The organism is Pseudomonas sp. DY-1, assembly GCF_003626975.1.
GTDB lineage: Bacteria > Pseudomonadota > Gammaproteobacteria > Pseudomonadales > Pseudomonadaceae > Metapseudomonas.
This window is the reverse complement of sequence record NZ_CP032616.1, coordinates 5,519,730-5,540,172: the sequence shown is the minus strand read 5'-3', so window position 1 is coordinate 5,540,172 and position 20,443 is coordinate 5,519,730. Positions and strand designations below refer to the sequence as shown.

Annotated in this window: 17 protein-coding genes; all 17 read right to left on the bottom strand. The window is 61.7% G+C overall.

Annotated elements, in window-relative coordinates; genetic code table 11:
• Position 1: 1 nt before the first annotated feature.
• A complete protein-coding gene (locus D6Z43_RS26065; RefSeq protein WP_120654873.1) occupies positions 2-1,633 on the bottom strand; it encodes a CTP synthase in 1,632 nt (543 codons plus the stop codon).
• A gap of 173 nt (positions 1,634-1,806) precedes the next feature.
• Positions 1,807-3,123: a tRNA lysidine(34) synthetase TilS gene (gene tilS / locus D6Z43_RS26060; RefSeq protein WP_120654872.1), complete on the bottom strand. Its 1,317-nt coding sequence runs from the start codon at positions 3,121-3,123 to the stop codon at positions 1,807-1,809.
• Positions 3,124-3,192: 69 nt separating this feature from the next.
• On the bottom strand, positions 3,193-4,143 hold the full coding sequence (accA, locus tag D6Z43_RS26055; RefSeq protein ID WP_120654871.1) for an acetyl-CoA carboxylase carboxyl transferase subunit alpha: 951 nt from the start codon (positions 4,141-4,143) through the stop codon (positions 3,193-3,195).
• A 127-nt stretch (positions 4,144-4,270) separates the two neighbouring features.
• Positions 4,271-7,795 (bottom strand): DNA polymerase III subunit alpha, encoded by a 3,525-nt coding sequence (gene dnaE, locus D6Z43_RS26050; RefSeq protein ID WP_120654870.1) that lies wholly within the window; start codon positions 7,793-7,795, stop codon positions 4,271-4,273.
• A gap of 106 nt (positions 7,796-7,901) precedes the next feature.
• Positions 7,902-8,504, bottom strand: a complete 603-nt coding sequence (gene rnhB, locus D6Z43_RS26045) for a ribonuclease HII (RefSeq protein ID WP_120654869.1) — start codon at positions 8,502-8,504, stop codon at positions 7,902-7,904.
• Entirely contained in the window at positions 8,504-9,637 is a 1,134-nt protein-coding gene (lpxB, locus tag D6Z43_RS26040) for a lipid-A-disaccharide synthase (protein WP_120654868.1), read from the bottom strand. The genes rnhB and lpxB overlap by 1 nt, the downstream gene beginning before the upstream one ends.
• Before the next feature lie 4 nt (positions 9,638-9,641).
• Entirely contained in the window at positions 9,642-10,418 is a 777-nt protein-coding gene (gene lpxA, locus D6Z43_RS26035) for an acyl-ACP--UDP-N-acetylglucosamine O-acyltransferase (RefSeq protein WP_120654867.1), read from the bottom strand.
• Positions 10,415-10,855 (bottom strand): 3-hydroxyacyl-ACP dehydratase FabZ, encoded by a 441-nt coding sequence (gene fabZ, locus D6Z43_RS26030; protein WP_077527680.1) that lies wholly within the window; start codon positions 10,853-10,855, stop codon positions 10,415-10,417. Before fabZ ends, lpxA begins: the two co-directional genes overlap by 4 nt.
• A gap of 48 nt (positions 10,856-10,903) precedes the next feature.
• Positions 10,904-11,965: a UDP-3-O-(3-hydroxymyristoyl)glucosamine N-acyltransferase gene (gene lpxD / locus D6Z43_RS26025; RefSeq protein WP_120654866.1), complete on the bottom strand. Its 1,062-nt coding sequence runs from the start codon at positions 11,963-11,965 to the stop codon at positions 10,904-10,906.
• Positions 11,965-12,468 (bottom strand): OmpH family outer membrane protein, encoded by a 504-nt coding sequence (locus tag D6Z43_RS26020; protein WP_120654865.1) that lies wholly within the window; start codon positions 12,466-12,468, stop codon positions 11,965-11,967. Before D6Z43_RS26020 ends, lpxD begins: the two co-directional genes overlap by 1 nt.
• A 42-nt stretch (positions 12,469-12,510) precedes the next feature.
• Positions 12,511-14,862 (bottom strand): outer membrane protein assembly factor BamA, encoded by a 2,352-nt coding sequence (gene bamA / locus D6Z43_RS26015; protein ID WP_120654864.1) that lies wholly within the window; start codon positions 14,860-14,862, stop codon positions 12,511-12,513.
• A 74-nt stretch (positions 14,863-14,936) separates the two neighbouring features.
• A complete protein-coding gene (gene rseP / locus D6Z43_RS26010) occupies positions 14,937-16,289 on the bottom strand; it encodes a sigma E protease regulator RseP (protein ID WP_120654863.1) in 1,353 nt (450 codons plus the stop codon).
• A 39-nt stretch (positions 16,290-16,328) separates the two neighbouring features.
• Positions 16,329-17,519: a 1-deoxy-D-xylulose-5-phosphate reductoisomerase gene (gene ispC / locus D6Z43_RS26005; protein WP_120654862.1), complete on the bottom strand. Its 1,191-nt coding sequence runs from the start codon at positions 17,517-17,519 to the stop codon at positions 16,329-16,331.
• The gene (locus tag D6Z43_RS26000) at positions 17,516-18,331 is read right to left on the bottom strand and encodes a phosphatidate cytidylyltransferase (RefSeq protein ID WP_120654861.1); all 816 of its coding nucleotides are present in this window, start codon (positions 18,329-18,331) and stop codon (positions 17,516-17,518) included. Before D6Z43_RS26000 ends, ispC begins: the two co-directional genes overlap by 4 nt.
• Positions 18,325-19,086 carry a polyprenyl diphosphate synthase gene (gene uppS, locus D6Z43_RS25995; protein WP_120654860.1) on the bottom strand — a complete coding sequence of 254 codons (762 nt, stop codon included), beginning with the start codon at positions 19,084-19,086 and terminating at the stop codon, positions 18,325-18,327. Before uppS ends, D6Z43_RS26000 begins: the two co-directional genes overlap by 7 nt.
• Positions 19,087-19,100: 14 nt before the next feature.
• On the bottom strand, positions 19,101-19,658 hold the full coding sequence (frr, locus tag D6Z43_RS25990; RefSeq protein ID WP_120654859.1) for a ribosome recycling factor: 558 nt from the start codon (positions 19,656-19,658) through the stop codon (positions 19,101-19,103).
• Entirely contained in the window at positions 19,655-20,398 is a 744-nt protein-coding gene (pyrH, locus tag D6Z43_RS25985; RefSeq protein ID WP_077527672.1) for a UMP kinase, read from the bottom strand. Before pyrH ends, frr begins: the two co-directional genes overlap by 4 nt.
• Positions 20,399-20,443 lie beyond the last annotated feature (45 nt).

Below are 20,443 nucleotides of genomic sequence, written 5' to 3'. Positions count from 1 at the left end.
CTCAGGCCTTCTTCGCTTTCTGCGCCAAGGCGGCGTTGACGAAGCCGCTGAACAGCGGGTGGCCATAACGCGGCGTGGAGGTGAACTCCGGGTGGAACTGGCAAGCCACGAACCACGGATGATCCGGAGCTTCGACCACTTCTACCAAGGCACCGTCGCCAGAGCGGCCAGTGACCTTCAGGCCGGCTTCCTGCAATTGTGGCAGCAGATTGTTGTTCACTTCGTAGCGGTGGCGATGGCGCTCGACGATCTCGTCCTTGCCATAGCAATCGTGTACCAGGGAGCCGTTCTCCAGCTGGCACGCCTGGGCGCCAAGGCGCATGGTGCCACCGAGGTCAGAGGCTTCAGTACGGATTTCGGTGGCGCCAGTGGCGTCTTCCCACTCGGTGATCAGGCCCACGACCGGGTGGCCGCTGGACTTGTCGAATTCGGTGGAGTTGGCATCGGTCCAGCCCAGCACGTTACGGGCGTACTCGATTACCGCCACCTGCATGCCGAGGCAGATGCCGAGGTAGGGAATCTTGTTCTCGCGGGCAAAGCGCACGGTGGAGATCTTGCCTTCCACGCCGCGCAAGCCGAATCCACCCGGAACCAGGATGGCGTCAACACCTTCCAGCAAGCTGGTGCCCTGGGTTTCGATGTCTTCGGAGTCGATGTAGCGCAGGTTTACCTTGGTGCGACTCTGGATGCCGGCGTGGCTCATCGCTTCGATCAGCGACTTGTACGCATCCAGCAGCTCCATGTACTTGCCGACCATGGCGATGGTGACTTCCTTCTCGGGATTCAGCTTGGCATCCACCACGCGATCCCATTCGGAAAGGTCGGCACTGCCGCATTGCAGGCCAAAACGCTCGACGACGAAATCGTCCAGGCCCTGGGCGTGCAGCACAGACGGGATCTTGTAGATGGTGTCGACGTCCTGCAGGGAGATCACCGCGCGCTCTTCAACGTTGGTGAACAGGGCGATCTTGCGACGGGAGGACAGGTCGACGTCATGGTCGGAACGGCAGACCAGAACATCAGGCTGCAGGCCAATGGAGCGCAGCTCCTTAACCGAGTGCTGGGTCGGCTTGGTCTTGGTCTCGCCAGCGGTGGCGATATACGGAACCAGGGTCAGGTGCATCAGCATGGCGCGCTTGGCGCCCACTTCCACACGCAGCTGACGGATGGCTTCAAGGAACGGCTGGGATTCGATGTCACCAACGGTGCCGCCGATTTCCACAAGGGCCACGTCCGCGCCGGCGGCTCCCTTGATGATGCGGTGCTTGATCTCGTCGGTGATGTGCGGAATCACCTGGATGGTCGCACCCAGGTAGTCACCACGACGCTCCTTGCGCAGCACGTCGGCATAGACGCGGCCGGTGGTGAAGTTGTTGTTCTGGGTCATGGTGGTGCGCACGAAGCGCTCGTAGTGGCCCAGATCGAGGTCGGTCTCGGCGCCGTCCTCGGTCACGAAGACTTCGCCGTGCTGGAAGGGGCTCATGGTACCCGGATCGACGTTGATGTACGGATCGAGCTTGAGCATGGTGACCTTCAGTCCCCGCGCTTCCAGAATGGCGGCCAAGGATGCCGAGGCGATGCCTTTCCCCAAAGAAGAAACAACACCGCCCGTGACGAAGATGTAGCGCGTCATGAAAAACCCTAGAAGTCTGCGTTTAGGCGGAAGGCCGCCGGGGAAAGCGATGAAGGGCTATGGCCTTCAACCATGGAGCGCCGCTGGGGCGCTGCTTCAAAAGCAACAACCGCCGATTCCGAAGGAATCAGCGGAAGCTATGTAAGACGGGAGCGTAGTCTACCGGAAAGACCCTACCAGCTCAAACCTTGGTCATTCGTCGGTGGCATCCAGCGCAGTTGCCCGTCGCCCGCTCCCGGACGGTCCAGCCCCGAAAGGTTGGCGACGGCCAGCAACTCGCCGTCGACAAACAACAGCGGCAATCGGCCGCGGACAAAAGCAGGCAGACGAGCTTCGTTAAGCAGCCGTTTGAGATCGCGACGCCCTCGCCCCGGCAGTTCCAGCACCTCACCTCCCCGGCGATAGCGGACTTCGAGCCTGCCGGCCGGCGGCTCACCCAGCAGGCTCAACCTGCCGTTGCCAGGCAGTTCGAGCGGCAGAGCAGGGTCGGCCCACGAAAAATCGCACTCCGGCGCCGCCAGCCACTCCCCGGACAGCCACCACAACCGTCCGTCGGCACGATGCAGCTCCCCCATCGCAAGGCGCCAGATCGGAGTTGTATCGACGGCGGCATCGCGGAGGTCTTCCCATCCTGCCCAGTGGTTGCTGTCCGGAAGCGTCGTCAACTGTGCGAGCCAGTAACGCAAGGCATTGCGCTGTCGTGGCGGCGATAACGACGCCAGCGCGCCCAGCTCCAGGGACGGCAGTGGCAGCCATGGGAAATCGCTGCCAACTTGGGCAAGTTCCAGATCAGCCTCGGCCAACTCACCCAGCAAGCCCTCTGCCTCAGCCATGTGCTCCGTGCTACGGAACAGGCTTTCCGTCACCCTAGGCCAGCGAGACTGCAGCAGCGGGAACACATCGCGACGGAGAAAGTTGCGAGCGAGCGAAGTGTCTGAATTGCTCGGGTCCTCCACCCACTCAAGTCCTTCAGCGCGGGCATAGGCTTCCAGCTCGGCACGGGACGCTTGCAGCAATGGCCTGACCAGGCTACCCAGGCCCAGAGGTCGGCATTGCGGCATACCGGCCAGTCCGCGCACGCCAGCACCTCGGAACAGACGGAAAAGAAGCGTTTCGGCTTGGTCGTCCCGATGCTGTGCGCTGAGCAGCACGTCCCCGGCGCACATTTGGCCGATGAAAGCGGCGTAGCGTGCGTCCCGCGCAGCGCGCTCCAGGCTCGGCCCAGTATCAACGGTTACCCGCAGCACCGTGAGCGGCACGCCCAATGCGTCGCAGGCCCGTTGGCAGTGGTTTGGCCAGGCATCGGCCGCGGCCTGCAGGCCGTGATGCACATGGATGGCGGATAGCGGCGGCAAGGATTCGCGAATGGCGAGGCGCGCCAACATATGCAGCAGGACAGTGGAATCGAGCCCGCCGGAAAAGGCGACGCGCCAGGCCGGCGCGTGGCGCCAGGACGCCAGGTTCGTCAGAAGGCGGGACTCGAGGGACATGGACGGCTCAAAAAGAAATCGGGCCCCAAGCATAAAGCCGGGGCCCGATCTTTACAGCCTGAAGCGGGATCAGGCTACGCCGTAGCTCATCAGTCGATCATAACGACGAGCCAGCAGATCCTCGTTACTGAGCTTCTGCAGGGTCTTCAGTTGCTCGGAGAGCTCCTTGCGGATCGACTCGGCCGCAGCGGCCGGATCGCGGTGCGCGCCGCCCAGGGGCTCGGCGATCACCTTGTCGACGATACCCAAGCCTTTCAGGCGTTCGGCAGTGATGCCCATGGCTTCAGCTGCGTCCGGCGCTTTCTCGGCCGTTTTCCACAGAATGGATGCGCAACCTTCCGGCGAAATCACCGAGTAGGTGGAGTACTGCAGCATGTTCAAGCGGTCGCAGACACCAATGGCCAGCGCGCCGCCGGAACCACCCTCGCCAATCACGGTGGCGATGATCGGGGTCTTCAGGCGGGCCATGACACGCAGGTTCCAGGCGATGGCTTCGCTCTGGCCGCGCTCCTCGGCATCGATACCCGGGTAGGCACCGGGGGTATCGATGAAGGTGAGGATCGGCATCTTGAAGCGCTCGGCCATTTCCATCAGGCGGCAAGCCTTGCGGTAGCCCTCCGGGCGCGGCATGCCGAAGTTGCGGCGAACCTTCTCGCGCACTTCACGGCCCTTCTGATGGCCGATGACCATGACCGGCTCATCGTTCAGACGGGCGATACCGCCAACGATCGCGGCGTCGTCGGAGAAATGACGATCCCCGTGCAGCTCGTCGAACTCGGCGAAGATGTGCTCGATGTAGTCAAGGGTGTAGGGCCGGCGCGGATGGCGCGCCAGCTGGGCGATCTGCCAGCTGCTGAGATTGCCGAAGATGCTTTCGGTGAGCGCACTGCTCTTCTCCTGCAGGCGCGAAATCTCGTCGGTGATATTCAGGGCGTTGTCGTTACCGACCAGACGCAGCTCCTCGATCTTGGCTTGCAGATCGGCGATGGGCTGTTCGAAATCCAGAAAGTTCGGGTTCATAGGCTTCCGTCGTGCGCTTGGGGCCAGGCGGCTGGTTCCATTTGGCGCCCTACCTTAAGGGATCGGGCGCGTTCGGGTCGAGATCAAATCGAAATCGGGCCGCTGCGAGCGTGCAATCACGTTCGCATCAGCGGTAGTGCAGGAAGACGTTGTCGCGCCCGAACTGGTCACGCAATGCCTGAATCAAAGCGTCGGCCGGTGCGATTCGCCAGTTGTCGCCGAACTGCAGCACAGCCTTCGCGTCATTACCGCTGTAGTCCAGCGTCAGCGGGCAGGAGCCGCGATGGCGGCCGCAAAGTTCAGCCAACCAGCGCAAGCGATCGCCTTGCAGGGCGCTGAAATCCACTTTCATGCGCAGGCTCTCGGCGAGGCCGGTGCGCGCCTCTTCCAGGCTAAGCACGCGCTTGGCGCGCAAGCGCAGGCCGCCGGAGAAATCGTCATGGCTGACCTCCCCTTCGACAACCACCAGGGCGTCGGTCTGCAGCAGCCCCTGGGCAGTGTTGAAGGCCTCGGCGAAGAGCGAGGCTTCGATGCGGCCGGAGCGGTCGTCAAGGGTGATGAAGCCCATCTTGTCGCCTTTCTTGTTCTTCATTACCCGCAAGTTGACGATCAGGCCGGCAATGATCTGGGTGTCGCGCGCTGGCTTGAGCTCGACGATGCGCTGGCGGGCGAAGCGGCGGATCTCGCCTTCGTACTCGTCGATCGGGTGACCGGTGAGGTACAGGCCCAGGGTTTCCTTCTCGCCCTTCAGGCGCTCCTTGAGGGATAGCTCCTTGGCGTTGCGGTGATTGGCGTACATGTCGGCCTCAGGCTCGGCGAACAGGCCGCCGAAGAGGTCCATGTGCCCGCTGTCATGACTGCGAGCGGTCTGCTCCGCCGCCTGGATGGCCTCTTCCATGGCGGCCAGCAGCACCGCTCGGTTGCGGTCAATGCCAGCCTGATAAGCCTTGGGCTCGTTGCTGAAGAACGGTCCGAGGCGATCGAGCGCTCCACCCCGAATCAGGGCCTCCAGGGTGCGCTTGTTGATGCGCTTGAGGTCGACACGGTTGCAGAAGTCGAACAGGTCCTTGAACGGACCACCTTCGGCGCGGCATTCGGTAATGGCCTCCACCGGTCCCTCACCCACGCCCTTGATGGCGCCCAGGCCGTAGACGATCTGGCCGTCATTGTCGACGGTGAAGCGGTATTCGGAATTGTTCACGTCTGGGGCGACGATACGCAGCTTCATGTGCCGGCATTCTTCGATGAGCGTCACCACCTTATCGGTGTTGTGCATATCCGCAGTGAGCACCGCGGCCATGAAGGGTGCCGGGAAGTGAGCCTTGAGCCACGCGGTCTGGTACGAGACCCAGCCGTAGGCGGCGGAGTGGGACTTGTTGAAGCCGTAGCCGGCGAACTTTTCCACCAGGTCGAAGATGTTGCCCGAGAGGTTCGGGTCGATGCCGTTGTTGGAGCAGCCTTCAATGAAGCCGCCGCGCTGCTTGGCCATTTCCTCGGGTTTCTTCTTACCCATGGCACGTCGCAGCATATCCGCGCCACCAAGGGTGTAGCCGGCCATCACCTGAGCGATCTGCATCACCTGTTCCTGGTACAGGATGATGCCGTAGGTGGGCTTGAGCACCGGCTCGAGGCCGGCGTACTGGTAGTCGGGGTGCGGGTAGGAAAGCTCGGCACGGCCGTGCTTGCGGTTGATGAAGTCATCCACCATGCCGGACTGAAGCGGACCCGGGCGGAACAGCGCCACCAGGGCGATCATGTCCTCCAGGCAGTCGGGCTTGAGCTTCTTGATCAGTTCCTTCATGCCGCGCGATTCGAGCTGGAAGACCGCGGTGGTCTCCGCCTTCTGCAGCATGTCGTAGGTTTTCTTGTCGTCCAGCGGGATGCGGTCGATGTCGACCAGGGGCTTGCCCAGCTTCTCCTGCTCCCGATTGATCATCTCCATGGCCCACTTGATGATCGTCAGGGTACGCAGGCCGAGGAAGTCGAACTTCACCAGGCCGGCGGCCTCCACATCGTCCTTGTCGAACTGGGTCACCAGGCCGGTGCCCTCTTCGTCACAGGCGATCGGAGAAAAATCGGTAAGTTTGGTCGGCGCGATCACTACACCACCGGCGTGCTTGCCGGTGCCCCGGGTGATGCCTTCCAGCTTCAGGGCCATGTCCCAGATTTCCTGGGCCTCTTCGTCCACCTTGAGGAAGTCCCGCAGCGCTTCTTCCTGGTTGAACGCGGCCTCCAGGGTCATACCCACTTCGAACGGGATCATCTTCGACAGACGATCCGCCAATCCGTAGGACTTGCCCTGCACGCGCGCCACGTCGCGCACCACCGCCTTGGCCGCCATGGAGCCGAAGGTGATGATCTGGCTCACCGCATTGCGTCCGTACTTGTCGGCCACGTAGTCGATCACCCGGTCGCGGCCATCCATGCAAAAGTCGACGTCGAAGTCGGGCATGGATACCCGCTCAGGGTTGAGGAAGCGCTCGAACAGCAGGTCGTAGGCCAATGGGTCGAGGTCGGTGATCTTCAGTACGTAGGCAACCAGGCTGCCGGCACCCGAGCCCCGGCCCGGCCCTACCGGCACGCCATTGTTCTTGGCCCACTGGATGAAGTCCGCAACGATCAGGAAGTAGCCGGGGAAGCCCATCTGGATGATCGTGCCGAGTTCGAACTCCAGGCGATCGATGTAGAGCTGGCGTTTCTCTTCGTAATCGGGCGTGGTTTCCTTCGGCAAGAGCACGGCCAGGCGCTCTTCCAGGCCCTCGAAGGAGGCATGACGGAGGTAGTCATCGATGCTCATGCCGTTGGGTGTGGGGAAATCGGGCAGGAAGTGCTTGCCCAGTTGCACCTCGATGTTGCAACGCTTGGCAATCTCGACGGTGTTCTCCAGCGCTTCCGGAATATCGGCGAACAGCTCGGCCATTTCCTCAGGAGACTTGAGGTACTGCTGATCGGAGTAGTTGCGAGGACGGCGCGGGTCATCGAGGACACGGCCCTCGCCGATGCAAACGCGGGTCTCGTGGGCCTCGAAGTCGCCGGGCTTGATGAAACGCACGTCGTTAGTGGCCACGAGCGGCGCACCACAGCGGCTGGCCAGGGCGACGGCAGCGTGGACGTGCTCCTCGTCGTTGATGCGAGAGGTACGCTGCAGCTCCAGATAGAAGCGGTCGGGGAACACACTCTGCCACTCAGCCAGCATGGCCTCGGCGCTCGCCGGGTCATTGTTGAGGAGGGCCATGCCGATCTCGCCCTCCTTGGCACCGGACAGGGCGATCAGGCCTTCGGCCGCCTCCTTCACCCATTCGCGCTGGATAATCACCAGGCCATTGCTCTGACCGTCGGACCAGCCGCGGGAAACTAGCTCAGTCAGATTGCGGTAACCCTTGGCGTTCATCGCCAGGAGCGTCATGCGGCTGAGCGGGCCGTCCTCGAAGGGACTGGCCAGCCAGATGTCCGCGCCGCAGATGGGCTTGATGCCGCCGCCCATGGCGGTCTTGTAGAACTTCACCAGCGAGCACATGTTGCTCTGGTCGGTGATCGCCACCGCCGGCATGCCCGCTCCCGCCACGGCCTTGACCAGTGGCTTGACCCGTACCAGGCCGTCTACCAGGGAGTATTCGGAATGCAGACGCAGATGGACGAAAGAAGCGGTCATGGAAGTCCTATGCAAAACGCGAAAACGACAGGGCCCGGATTGTACCGGGCCCTCGGACAAAGCTACAGGCTTGGGGCAAGGTCGCGGATAGGCGCGACATTGCGCCTCAATAACCGCCTTCGATGAGATCCCGGACCGGGCCGAAAGAACGGCGATGGATTGAGGTGGGGCCCAGTCGGCGCAAGGCTTCCAGATGGACGGCCGTGGGGTAACCCTTGTGTCCGGCGATGCCGTAACCCGGGTAAAGCGCGTCCAGTTCGGCCATTTCACGGTCACGGCTGACCTTGGCCAGGATGGACGCGGCGGCGATCGCGGGAACCTGGCTGTCGCCTTTGACCACAGGAGCGCTGGGCACCTTGAGCTTGGGACAACGGTTGCCGTCGATAAGGGCCAGCTTCGGCGTCACACTGAGGCCCTCCACTGCGCGCTGCATGGCCAGCATGGTCGCGTGAAGGATGTTCAGCTGATCGATCTCTTCCACTTCGGCGCGCGCGATGCACCAGGCCAGAGCCTTTTCGCGTATTTCGTCGAACAGCGCATCACGACGGGCTTCGGAGAGCTTCTTCGAATCGTTAAGGCCGAGGATCGGCCGTGCCGGGTCGAGGATCACCGCGGCCGTCACCACCGGACCACAGAGGGGGCCACGGCCAACTTCGTCGACACCAGCCACCAACTCTTCTACCAGACTGAAATCCAGACCGAGTTGCATCAGGACACTCCAATCAATTTCAGGATGGCATCGGCCGCCTCGCGCGAGGCGTCTCGGCGCAGAGCGCGATGAATGACGTCGAAACCGTGCGTCTGCACCTCGCCGTCGTCGAGCAGGGGCGAAACGGCCTGGGCAAGCGCCTCCGGCGTAGCGGCATCCTGCAGCAGCTCGGGCACCAGCAAGCGCTGGGCCAGCAGGTTGGGCAAGGACACGTACGGGCTTTTCACCAGGCGCTTGAGAATCCGATAGGTCAGCGGTGCCACCTTGTAGGCCACCACCATCGGGCGCTTGTACAACAGTGCCTCCAGGGTGGCAGTCCCAGAGGCGATCAGTACCGCGTCGCAAGCGGCCAGAGCGTCATGGGAGCGGCCGTCGAGCAACTTCAACGGCAAGTTTCGACTGGCTAGCATCGCCTCGATCTGCACCCTCCGCTCCGGGCTCGCACACGGCAGAACGAAACGGATACCGGGGCGAATCGAACGCAGACGCTCGGCAGCATCGAGGAACAACTCCCCCAGCCTGCCCACTTCACCACCGCGGCTACCGGGTAGTAGCGCTACAACGGCAGAGTCTTCCGGCAAGTCCAGCGCCCTGCGAGCGGCTGAGCGATCGGCCTCCAGCGGGATGGCATCGGCCAGCGGATGCCCGACAAATCGGACCGGAACGCCTTTCTCTTCGTAGAAACGTGCTTCGAAGGGGAAGAGCGTGAGCATCAGATCGCAGCCTTCGCGGATCTTCAGTACACGTTTCTGCCGCCAAGCCCAGACCGAAGGGCTGACGTAATGCACTGTCTTGATACCGGCACGACGAAGCTTGAGTTCGACGCCGAGGGTGAAGTCAGGTGCATCGATTCCAATAAAAACGTCAGGGCGCTCGTCGATCAGGGTCCGGATGAGCTGTTTGCGGCGTGCCAGCAGCTCCGGGAGGCGCCCAAGGACTTCCACCAGTCCCATGACTGCCAGGCGTTCCATGGGGAAATAGGATTCCAACCCTTCTGCCTGCATAAGCGGGCCGCCAACGCCAATGAACTGGGCGTCAGGATGGCGCGCCTTTAGCGCGTGCATCAGGGTGGAGCCGAGAATATCGCCGGACGCCTCGCCGGCAACCAGCGCGATGCGCAATGGACGATTCATGTGCTCAGCGGGTAATGCCGCGGGTCGAGGACTGGATGGAGTCGCGGAAAACTGCCACTTCCGGGAACTGCGCAGCGGACTCGGCCAGTTCGGCCAGCGCCTGCTCCACGGTCAACCCCTGGCGATAGACCACCTTGTAGGCACGACGCAGAGCGGCGATGGCCTCGGCACTGAAGCCACGACGTCGCATGCCTTCGAAGTTCATGCTGCGGGCCTCGGCTGGGTTGCCGAAAACCGTGACGTATGCCGGAACATCCTTGCCGATTGCCGTGCCCATACCGGAGAAGCTGTGGGCGCCGATGCGGCAGAACTGGTGGACCAGGGTATAGCCGGACAGGATCGCCCAGTCATCCACATGTACGTGGCCGGCCAGTGCAGTGTTGTTGACCAGGATGCAATTGTTGGCGATCACGCTGTCGTGACCGATATGCACGTAGGCCATCAGCAGATTGTGGTCGCCGATAGTGGTCTCGGAGCGGTCCTGCACGGTGCCACGATGGATGGTCACGCCTTCGCGGATCACATTGTGGTCACCGATCACCAGGCGCGTGGGTTCACCCTTGTACTTGAGGTCAGGCGTGTCTTCACCCACCGAAGAGAACTGGTAGATGCGATTGTGCTTGCCAATACGGGTCGGTCCCTTGATGACCACATGCGGTCCGACCACGGTCCCCTCGCCGACTTCCACATCGGGTCCAATGATCGACCAGGGGCCGACCTGAACTCCATCCGCCAGCTTGGCTGCCGGATCGATAATGGCGCGAGGGTCAATCAAACTCATAGTTTGCGTTCCGCACAGATAATCTCGGCCGAGCATACTTCCTTGCCATCGACGCTGGCATGGCAGTCGAACTTCCAGATGCCGCGTTTGACGCTGAGGAACTGCGCACTGAGGATCAACTGATCGCCCGGTAGCACCGGCTGGCGGAAGCGCAGCTTATCGGAACCCACGAAGTAATAAAGGGTGCCGTCCGCAGGCTTGACGTCGAGCATCTTGAAGCCAAGGATGCCCGCCGCCTGGGCCATGGCCTCGATGATCAGTACGCCCGGCATGATGGGATGCTGCGGGAAGTGGCCATTGAAGAAGGGCTCGTTGATGCTGACATTCTTGTAGGCGCGAATGCGCTTGCCTTCAACATCCAGCTCCACCACCCGATCTACCAGGAGGAAAGGGTAGCGGTGCGGCAGATATTCGCGAATCTCGTTGATGTCCATCATGTTCCTGGAGCCTTTTCAGAGGATTGGGGATGCACGGCGCGGCGTGAATCACGCTTCTGATGAAGCATCCCCGCCCGGGGTCACTGCCGCCAGGCGTTTTTCCAGTTGCTGCAGACGACGCGCCATGTCGTCCAACTGGCGGATCCGGGCAGCGCTCTTCTTCCAATCCGCGGCAGTCTGCATCGCGGTACCGGAGGAATAAGCACCCGGCTCGGTGATATTGCGAGTCACCATGGTCATGCCGGTGACAAACACGTTGTCGCAGACCTCGATATGGCCAACCATGCCCACGCCACCGGCGATCATGCAGTTGCGGCCAATCTTGGTGCTGCCGGAAATGCCCACACAGCCAGCCATGGCGGTGTTGTCACCGACCTGCACGTTGTGGGCGATCATGATCTGGTTATCCAGCTTCACGCCATTGCCGATCAGCGTATCGGAGAGGGCACCACGGTCGATGGTGGTATTGGCCCCCACTTCCACGTCGTCGCCCAGGGTAACGCCGCCGATCTGTGCGATTTTCTGCCAAACGCCCTTTTCGTTGGCGAAGCCGAAGCCCTCACCGCCTATCACGGCACCGGACTGGATCACGACACGCTTGCCGATCTTCACGTCGTGATAAAGGGTCACGCGCGGCGCGAGCCAGCCGCCCTCACCAATCACGGTACGGGCACCTACGACGCAGTGGGCGCCCAAGGTCACTCCGGCCCCGATCTGCGCACCGGACTCGATCACCGCATAAGCTCCAACGCTGGCACTCGGGTCAACCTTGGCATCAACCGCCACCACAGCGGTCGGATGAATGCCGGGCTGAGCCTTCGGCTTCGGGTCGAACAAGTGGGATAGCTCGGCGTAGGCCAGATAGGGATTGGGTACCACCAGCGCGTCGCCGGCAAAGCCCTCGGCATCAGCCTGAGTCAGCAACACCGCTCCCGCCTTGCAGTCGGCAAGGAACTTGCGGTACTGCGGATTAGCCAGGAAGCTGAGGTGGCCAGGGCCGGCCTCCTGCAGGGTGGCCAGGCCGGTGATCGCTTTTTCCTCGGAACCACGCACGGTGGCTCCGAGACGCTCAGCCAGTTGGCCCAGAGTGAAGACCGGAGTTGCCATCATCAGCGCTGCTGGTTCATGCGCTCAATGACTTGGCGGGTGATGTCGTACTGCGGCTTGACATCAACCACAGCACCACGCTCCAGCACCAGGTCATAGCTGCCTTGCTTCAGGACTTCTTCAACAGCCTTGTCCAGCTTCGGCTTGAGCTGCTTGAGCATGTCGCGGTCAGCAACGGCCTTGGCTTCGTTCAGTTCCTTGGACTGGAACTGGAAATCGCGGGCCTTCTGCTTGAATTCAAGCTCCAGGCGCTCACGTTCGGCTTGTTGCATCTTCTCGCCGTCTTTCACCAGACGGTCCTGGATACGTTTGGCGTCGCTCTCCAGGGTCTTCAGTTTGTTCAGCTGGGGACCGAATTTCTTCTCGGCATCGACCGCGTACTTCTTGGCGGCGTCGGACTCGAGCAGGGCCATTTGATAGTTCAGTACCGCAATCTTCATTTCCGCGAAGGCCGGAGTCGCCATCATGGCAGCGGCAACCAGAACGAATTGAGTCAACTTACGCACGATGCAACTCCTGCAACACTTACTGTTGTCTTGAAATAACACTTAGAAGGTCTGGCCCAGAGAGAACTGGAACACCTGGGTATCGGCATTGTCCGGTTTCTTGACAGGCATGCCCAGACTGAAGCTCAGCGGACCCAATGCAGTGATCCAGGTCAGGCCGACACCCACGGAACTGGCCAGGTCACCGGCGTTGATGCTGCTGCAGTTGGTCGCAGTAGACGAGCAACTGGTATCGAATACGTTACCCACATCCCAGAACAGCACAGTACGCAACTGGCGCTGGTCCTTGACGAATGGCATCGGGAACAGCAACTCGACACCACCCTGGATCAGAACGTTGCCACCGAAAGGCAGCGGATCCTGGTCCGGGTCGAAAGCAGTGCCCGGCTTGGTACCTTTGCTCGGTGTGCTGCGTGGGCCCAGGCTGCTGTCTTCGAAGCCACGCACGGAGTTGAAGCCACCCGCGAAGTAATGCTCGTAGAACGGCAGCTCGGAAGTGGAGCCGTAGCTGTCGCCGTAGCCCAACTCGGTGTGCCAGCGCAGGGCAGTGTTCTGGCTCAGCGGAGTGAACAACTGGCCGCGGTAGTCGAGCTTGTAGAACGACAGGTCGCTACCCGGAATGGTGCTTTCCAGCACCAGGCTCTGGGAATGACCACGAGTGGCCAGCACGCCTTTGTTCAGGGTCGATTCGGACCAGCCGATGGAGCCCTTGAAGTTCAGGTAGCTGTCGCCTTCCTGATCGATGAAGTCAAAGATCTCGTCGACGGTATAGATGCCGGTGTTGATCTTGTCCTGCTGCACGGTCAGGCCGTAGGTAAGGCGCCCGGTCTCACTGATCGGGTAGCCGATGCTGACGCCCGCGCCGTAGCTGTCCACCGCATAGCTGGATACGTCCACGTCGAGGTCGTCGTAGTCGGTGCTGCGATAGAAGGCGTTGTAGCCCAGGCTCACGCCGTCCGGTGTCCAGTAGGGGTCAACGAAACCGAAGTTGTAGCGGGTCTGGTACTCGGAACGCGTCAGGCCAATGCTGACCTTGTTACCGGTGCCCAGGAAGTTGTTCTGGCTGATGGAGCCGCCCAGGATCAGGCCCGCACTCTGGGCGAAGCCCACGCTGGCGGTGATGGAGCCGGACGGCTGCTCTTCCACGGTGTAGTTCACGTCGACCTGGTCGTCGGTGCCAGGCACCTGCGGGGTCTCGACGTTGACTTCCTTGAAGAAGCCGAGACGCTCAAGACGAGTCTTGGACTGGTCGATGAGGTAGGTCGAGGCCCAGCCACCTTCCATCTGACGCATTTCGCGGCGCAGTACTTCGTCTTCGGTCTTGGTGTTGCCGCGGAAGTTGATACGGTTGACGTAGGCACGTTTACCCGGATCGACCACGAAGGTGATGGAAACGGTGTTGTCCTCGTCATGGGCCTCCGGGACGCCGTTCACGTTGGCGAAGGTATAGCCCTCGTTACCCAGGCGACGGGTTATCAGCTCGGAAGTGGTAGTCATTACCTTGCGCGAGAAGACCTGCCCCTTCTGCACCAGCAGCAGCTTCTTCACTTCGTCTTCGGGAACCTTCAGGTCACCGGAGAGCTTGACGTCGCTGACGGTGTACTTTTCGCCCTCGTCCACGTTCACGGTGACGTAGACGTGCTTCTTGTCCGGAGTGATGGATACCTGGGTGGAGGAGATATCCATGTTGATGTAGCCGCGGTCCAGGTAGTAGGAGCGCAGACGCTCCAAGTCACCGGAGAGTTTCTCGCGGGCGTACTTGTCGTCGTTCTTGAAGAAGGACAGCCAGTTGGTGGTCTTCAGTTCGAACAGGTCGATCAGGTCTTCATCAGAGAAGACAGTATTGCCGACGATATTGATGTGCTGGATGGCCGCAACGGAGCCTTCGTTGATCTTGATCTTCAGCGCTACGCGGTTACGCGGCTGCGGATTCACATCAGCCTCGATCTCGGCGGAGTATCGGCCTTGGGCCACGTACTGGCGCTGCAGTTCGTTACGCACACCTTCAAGGGTCGCGCGCTGGAAGATTTCACCTTCGGCAAGGCCCGACTGTTTTAGCCCTTTGAGCAGGTCTTCGGTGCTGATGGCCTTGTTGCCTTCGATCTCGATGCTGGAAATCGACGGGCGCTCGACTACGGTAATGACCAGCACATCGCCATCGCGACCCAGTTGGATATCCTGGAAGAAGCCGGTCTTGAACAGTGCGCGGGTAGCTTCGACCAGACGACGGTCGTCCGCGGTGTCACCGACGTTGAGCGGAAGTGCGCCGAACACGCTGCCAGCGGAAACTCGCTGCAGGCCGTTGACGCGAATGTCGGAGATGTTGAAGGACTCGGCGTGAACCTCGGCGATCATGAGTGCGGCAAGCACCGCAGGTAGCAGCAGGCGTTTCATGAAGTCCTTTTTTATTCCAACCGGTAATAAAGAATCTGCCGCACAAGGCGGCAGACTCGAAATTCAGTGACTCGTTACAGACGGCTCAGATCGTTTACCAGGGCGAGCAACATCACCCCCACGACCAGACTGATACCGATCTGCACCCCCCAAGCCTGCACCCGCTCCGATACTGGGCGACGCCGCACCAGTTCGATCAAGTAGAACAGCAGGTGCCCCCCGTCCAGGACAGGAATTGGCAACAGATTGAGAACCCCCAGGCTTATGCTCAGATAGGCGAGGAAGTTCAGAAAATCCCCCACCCCGGACTGGGCCGAAGCGCCCGCCACTTTAGCAATGGTTATCGGCCCGCTCAAGTTTTTTACCGAGAGCTCGCCAAGCAACATTTTCTTTAAGGAATCCAGAGTTAGCAGGCTCATGGACCAGGTTCTGGCCATCGCTTCGGTAACAGCATCCAGCGGTCCGAAACTGACCTCCCGTAGCATTTCAGCGGGCCAATCCACACCTTTCACCCCAGCGCCCAGGTAGCCACTGCGAGCTTCGCCTTCGCCCCGAGCAGCCAGGCTCAATTGAACATCGCGCACCTGCCCATCGCTCTCGACACGCAAGGTAACGCGCTCAGCAGGACGCTTGCGGACTCGCTCCACCACCTGCTGCCAATCGTCCAGAGGCTGCCCATCAAGTGCCAACAGGCGGTCGCCGAGCTTGAGACCAGCAGCCTGGGCAGGGCCTTTCGGATCGAGTTCAGCGAGAATCGGCGGAATCGCCGGGCGCCAGGGCGTGATACCAAGGGCGCCGATAGGATCGGGCTCGTCGACGCCTTTGAGCCAGTTGTTCAACTGCAGCTCATGGCTTTGCTCGGTCGAAGCACCGGACTCGCGCACACTCACCCGCAGCGTGCCGCTTTCACCCAGACGGCGCACCAGCTGAAGGTTGACCTGCGACCAGCCAGTGACGACCTCACCATCTACAGAAATGATTTCTTCGCCAGCTTCAAGACCGGCACGGGCAGCAATGCTGTCCGGCGCAATGCTGCCTATCACCGGCTTCACCTGCTGACTGCCGAGCATGGCCAGTACCCAGAAGAACAGCAGTGCGAGTAGGAAGTTGGCGATGGGACCGGCAGCCACAATGGCGATGCGCTGCCCAACCGGCTTGCGATTGAAGGACTGACCAAGCAGCTCTTCGGGCACTTCAGCCTCGCGCTCGTCCAACATCTTCACGTACCCACCGAGGGGGATGGCAGCGACTACGAACTCGGTGCCGTGGCGATCATGCCAGCGGAACAGGGCCTTGCCGAAGCCCACGGAAAAGCGCAGGACCTTGACCCCGCAGCGCCGTGCAACCCAGAAGTGACCAAACTCGTGAAAGGTCACCAGCACCCCGAGGGCGATCAGGGTGCCAACAATCATGTATAGAGCGCTCATCGGTTTCCTCCGGAACAGGCGGGCTGTCTAGGCCACCTGTTACCGCCCTTGACGAACTAACCACTGCTGCGCCGCCGCCCGAGCACGGGCATCCGCCAGCAGTACGGAATCCAGCGTTTCGACCGCATTCGCCGCTTCGCGGTTCAGCACTTCGTCGATGATACTCGCGATCTCTGTGAAGCGGATGCGCCTATCCAGGAATGCCGCCACAGCCACCTCGTTGGCGGCATTGAGCATCGCCGGGGCGCTGCCCCCCTCCTCTGCCGCCTGCCGCGCAAGACGCAGGCATGGGAAGCGCTCTTCGTCCGGCGCCTGGAAGTCCAGACGAGCCACCGCGAACAAGTCCAGCGGCGACACACCGGAATCGATGCGCTCCGGCCAAGCCATTGCGTGGGCGATGGGGGTGCGCATGTCCGGATTGCCGAGCTGCGCCAGTACCGAGCCATCCACGTAGTCCACCAGGGAGTGGATAACGCTCTGCGGGTGTATCACCACTTCAACCTGGGCCGGTCGCGCATCGAAAAGCCAGCAGGCTTCGATCAGCTCGAGACCTTTGTTCATCATGCTGGCCGAATCAACGGAGATCTTTCGCCCCATGGACCAATTCGGGTGGGCGCAGGCTTGCTCGGGCGAAACATCCGGCAGTTGTGCCAGCGGCATCTCACGGAACGGGCCGCCTGAGGCGGTCAGCAGGATGCGCCGAACGCCTACGGGAGCCAAACCCTGAGCGTAATCCCGAGGCAGGCACTGGAAGATCGCGTTGTGCTCGCTGTCGATGGGCAGCAGCACGGAACCGCTCTTGCGTACGGCCTGCATGAATAGGGCGCCGGACATGACCAGCGCTTCCTTGTTGGCCAGCAGCACGCGTTTGCCAGCCTCCACGGCTGCCAGGGTAGGCTTGAGGCCGGCGGCACCGACAATAGCGGCCATTACTGCGTCGACCTGCGGATGCGCAGCGACTTCGCAAAGACCCTGCTCGCCAACCAGGACGCGAGTGTGCAATCCGGCCGCCAGCAGGCCGCCTTGCAAGTGACGGGCGGAATCGGCGTCCGGCACCACAGCGAACTCGGGCCGATAGCGCAGACACAGCGCCTCCAGCTCGCTCAGGCGACTGAAGCCACTGAGCGCGAAAGCCTGATAGCGATCAGGATGACGACCTATGACGTCGAGGGTGCTGAGACCTATCGAGCCAGTCGCACCCAGAACGGTAATGCGTTGCGGCTGAGTCACAGGGCTCCCCAGCCAGCGGCCCAGAGCAGCGCGGCGAACAGCGGGATGGCCGCGGTCAGGCTATCGATTCGGTCCAGTACGCCACCGTGGCCCGGCAGCAGATTGCTGCTGTCCTTGATGCCGGACTGACGCTTGAACATGCTTTCGGTCAGGTCCCCTACCACCGAGATCAGCACAACCAAGGCTGCACCCACCAAGGCCAGCAACAGCTCGGAACCGACCCATCCACGATAGAAACCGACACCTGCGGTAATCAGGAGACTGGCCAGCAATCCACCCACCAGGCCTTCCCAGCTCTTACCGGGACTCACCTGAGGCGCAAGCTTGCGTTTACCGAAAGCCTTGCCGGAGAAATAGGCGCCGATATCGGCTGCCCAGACCAGCACCATCACTGCCAGGATCAGCCAGTTGGCCAGCGGCCACTGCTTGAACAGGATCAGGCCCTGCCAGGCGGGCAGCAGGATCAACAAACCGATGACCAGCTTGCCAGGTGTTCCACCCCAGTAGCGGCTGGTTTCGGGGTATCCCAACACGAAAACCGTGGCAGCCCCCCACCAGAGCACACCAAGCACCAGTACCAGGGGCGCCATGGCCGGCACGAGATAAAGCCCATAGAGCAGCGCCGCCACGAGAAGTCCGTAAGCGACGCGCAAGGGCTGGGAAGAGAAGCCCGCCAGGCGCGCCCATTCCCAGGCACCGAGGCTCACAACGGCACCGATGAACAGCGCGAAGGCGCCACCGTCCAGCCAGAAGAAACCCGCAAGGGCAATGGGCAGCAACACCAGCGCGGTGATGACGCGTTGTTTCAGCATTTGGCTCGGGCCTCGGCTTCTAGCTGCTCGCTCGTCTTGCCGAAGCGACGCTGGCGCTTTGCGTAGTCGGTCAGCGCCTTACGCATGGCTTCGTGCTTGAAGTCGGGCCAGTAGAGATCGGAGAAATACAGCTCTGCATAAGCGAGCTGCCAAAGCAGGAAGTTGCTGATGCGGTGCTCGCCACCGGTGCGGATGCACAGGTCGGGCAGCGGCAGGTCGCCGGTAACCAGGCAACTTTGCAGCAACTGCGGGGAAATATCGTCCACTTGCAGGTGACCAGCCTGGACCTCTCGCGCCAGGCGCTGTGCGGCCTGGGTGATGTCCCACTGACCGCCATAGTTGGCGGCGACCTGGAGGACGAACTTCTGATGGCTGGCGGTCAACTGTTCGGCTTCGCGCATGGCGGCCTGCAACTCCGGATGGAAGCGCGAGCGATCGCCGATGATGCGCAGCCGGATGTCATTCTGGTTCAGGCGCCGTGCCTCACGGCGCAGCGCCCCCAGGAACAGCTCCATCAGGGCGCTCACCTCGTCAGCCGGGCGCTGCCAGTTCTCACTGGAGAAGGCGAACAGGGTGAGCACTTCGACGCCTGCCTCGGCGCACACCTCGATCACAGCCCGGACCGCATCCACGCCGGCCTTGTGGCCGGCTACGCCAGGCAGCAGACGCTTCTTCGCCCAACGGTTGTTACCGTCCATGATAATCGCCACATGCCGTGGCACCGCGGGGTTCGCGCCTTGCTGGTTCTTGTCCATGACGATTCCGGACGTCAGACGGCCATCAGGTCTTTTTCTTTGTTTTCCAGAGCCTTGTCGACTTCGCCGACGAACTTGTCGGTCAGCTTCTGGACGTCATCAGCGCCACGACGCTCGTCGTCTTCGCTGATTTCCTTTTCCTTGACCAGGTCCTTCAGCTGCGCCAGGGCATCGCGACGGATGTTGCGCACGGCAACACGGGCGTTCTCGGCTTCAGCTCGCGCCTGCTTGGTGAAACCCTTGCGGGTTTCCTCGGTCAGCGCGGGCATCGGTACGCGAATGGTGGTGCCGGCAGTGGCCGGGTTCAGGCCCAGGTCGGAGGTCATGATGGCCTTTTCCACAGCCTGGATCATGCTCTTGTCGAACACGGTCAGGGCCAGGGTACGGGAGTCCTCGGCAATCACGTTGGCAACCTGGCGCAGCGGAGTGTCAGTACCGTAGTAGGACACCATCACGCTATCCAGGATGCTCGGATGCGCGCGCCCGGTGCGGATCTTGGCGAAAGCATGATCCAGCGATTCCAGGGTTTTCTTCATGCGCTCCTGCGCTTCTTGCTTGATCTCGTTGATCACTGTTCGCCCTCCTCGATCAGGGTTCCTTCGGCGCCGCCAACCACGATGTTCAGCAAGGCACCCGGTTTATTCATATTGAAGACCCGCAGCGGCATCTTCTGGTCACGGCACAGACAGATGGCCGTGAGATCCATGACGCCCAGCTTGCGATCCAGCACCTCGTCGTAGGTCAGGCGCTCGAATTTCTCGGCATTGGGGTCCTTGAACGGGTCGGCAGTGTACACGCCATCGACCTTGGTGGCTTTCAGTACCACGTCCGCATCCACCTCGATGGCACGCAGGCACGCGGCCGAGTCAGTGGTGAAGAAGGGGTTGCCGGTACCGGCAGAGAAGATCACCACTTCGCCGGAAGCCAGGTGGCGCATGGCCTTGCGGCGGTCGTAGTGATCGGTCACGCCGACCATGGATATCGCCGACATCACGATGGCCGGGATATTGGAACGTTCCAGCGCATCGCGCATGGCAAGGGCATTCATCACGGTAGCCAGCATGCCCATGTGGTCGCCGGTCACGCGGTCCATGCCAGCGGCGCTGAGGGCCGCACCGCGGAAAAGATTGCCGCCGCCGATTACCAGGCCGACCTGCACGCCGATACCGACCAGTTGGCCGATCTCCAGCGCCATGCGATCGAGGACCTTCGGATCGATACCGAACTCCTCGGAGCCCATCAGGGCCTCACCGCTGAGTTTGAGCAGAATGCGTTTATAGCGAGGTTGGCGACCACTCACCTGCTGAGCCATTGCGTATCTCTCCTGCGGCGCTATTGAATTCTTGGGCCTAAAGGC

Excerpts from the sequence above, each read along its gene's own strand:
- D6Z43_RS26065 (WP_120654873.1), bottom strand. The coding sequence starts at position 1,633 with ATGACGCGCTACATCTTCGTCACGGGCGGTGTTGTTTCTTCTTTGGGG.
- tilS (WP_120654872.1), bottom strand. The coding sequence starts at position 3,123 with ATGTCCCTCGAGTCCCGCCTTCTGACGAACCTGGCGTCCTGGCGCCAC.
- accA (WP_120654871.1), bottom strand. The coding sequence starts at position 4,143 with ATGAACCCGAACTTTCTGGATTTCGAACAGCCCATCGCCGATCTGCAA.
- dnaE (WP_120654870.1), bottom strand. The coding sequence starts at position 7,795 with ATGACCGCTTCTTTCGTCCATCTGCGTCTGCATTCCGAATACTCCCTG.
- rnhB (WP_120654869.1), bottom strand. The coding sequence starts at position 8,504 with ATGCAACTCGGTCTGGATTTCAGTCTGGTAGAAGAGTTGGTGGCTGGT.
- lpxB (WP_120654868.1), bottom strand. The coding sequence starts at position 9,637 with ATGAATCGTCCATTGCGCATCGCGCTGGTTGCCGGCGAGGCGTCCGGC.
- lpxA (WP_120654867.1), bottom strand. The coding sequence starts at position 10,418 with ATGAGTTTGATTGACCCTCGCGCCATTATCGATCCGGCAGCCAAGCTG.
- fabZ (WP_077527680.1), bottom strand. The coding sequence starts at position 10,855 with ATGATGGACATCAACGAGATTCGCGAATATCTGCCGCACCGCTACCCT.
- lpxD (WP_120654866.1), bottom strand. The coding sequence starts at position 11,965 with ATGATGGCAACTCCGGTCTTCACTCTGGGCCAACTGGCTGAGCGTCTC.
- bamA (WP_120654864.1), bottom strand. The coding sequence starts at position 14,862 with ATGAAACGCCTGCTGCTACCTGCGGTGCTTGCCGCACTCATGATCGCC.
- rseP (WP_120654863.1), bottom strand. The coding sequence starts at position 16,289 with ATGAGCGCTCTATACATGATTGTTGGCACCCTGATCGCCCTCGGGGTG.
- D6Z43_RS26000 (WP_120654861.1), bottom strand. The coding sequence starts at position 18,331 with ATGCTGAAACAACGCGTCATCACCGCGCTGGTGTTGCTGCCCATTGCC.
- uppS (WP_120654860.1), bottom strand. The coding sequence starts at position 19,086 with ATGGACAAGAACCAGCAAGGCGCGAACCCCGCGGTGCCACGGCATGTG.
- pyrH (WP_077527672.1), bottom strand. The coding sequence starts at position 20,398 with ATGGCTCAGCAGGTGAGTGGTCGCCAACCTCGCTATAAACGCATTCTG.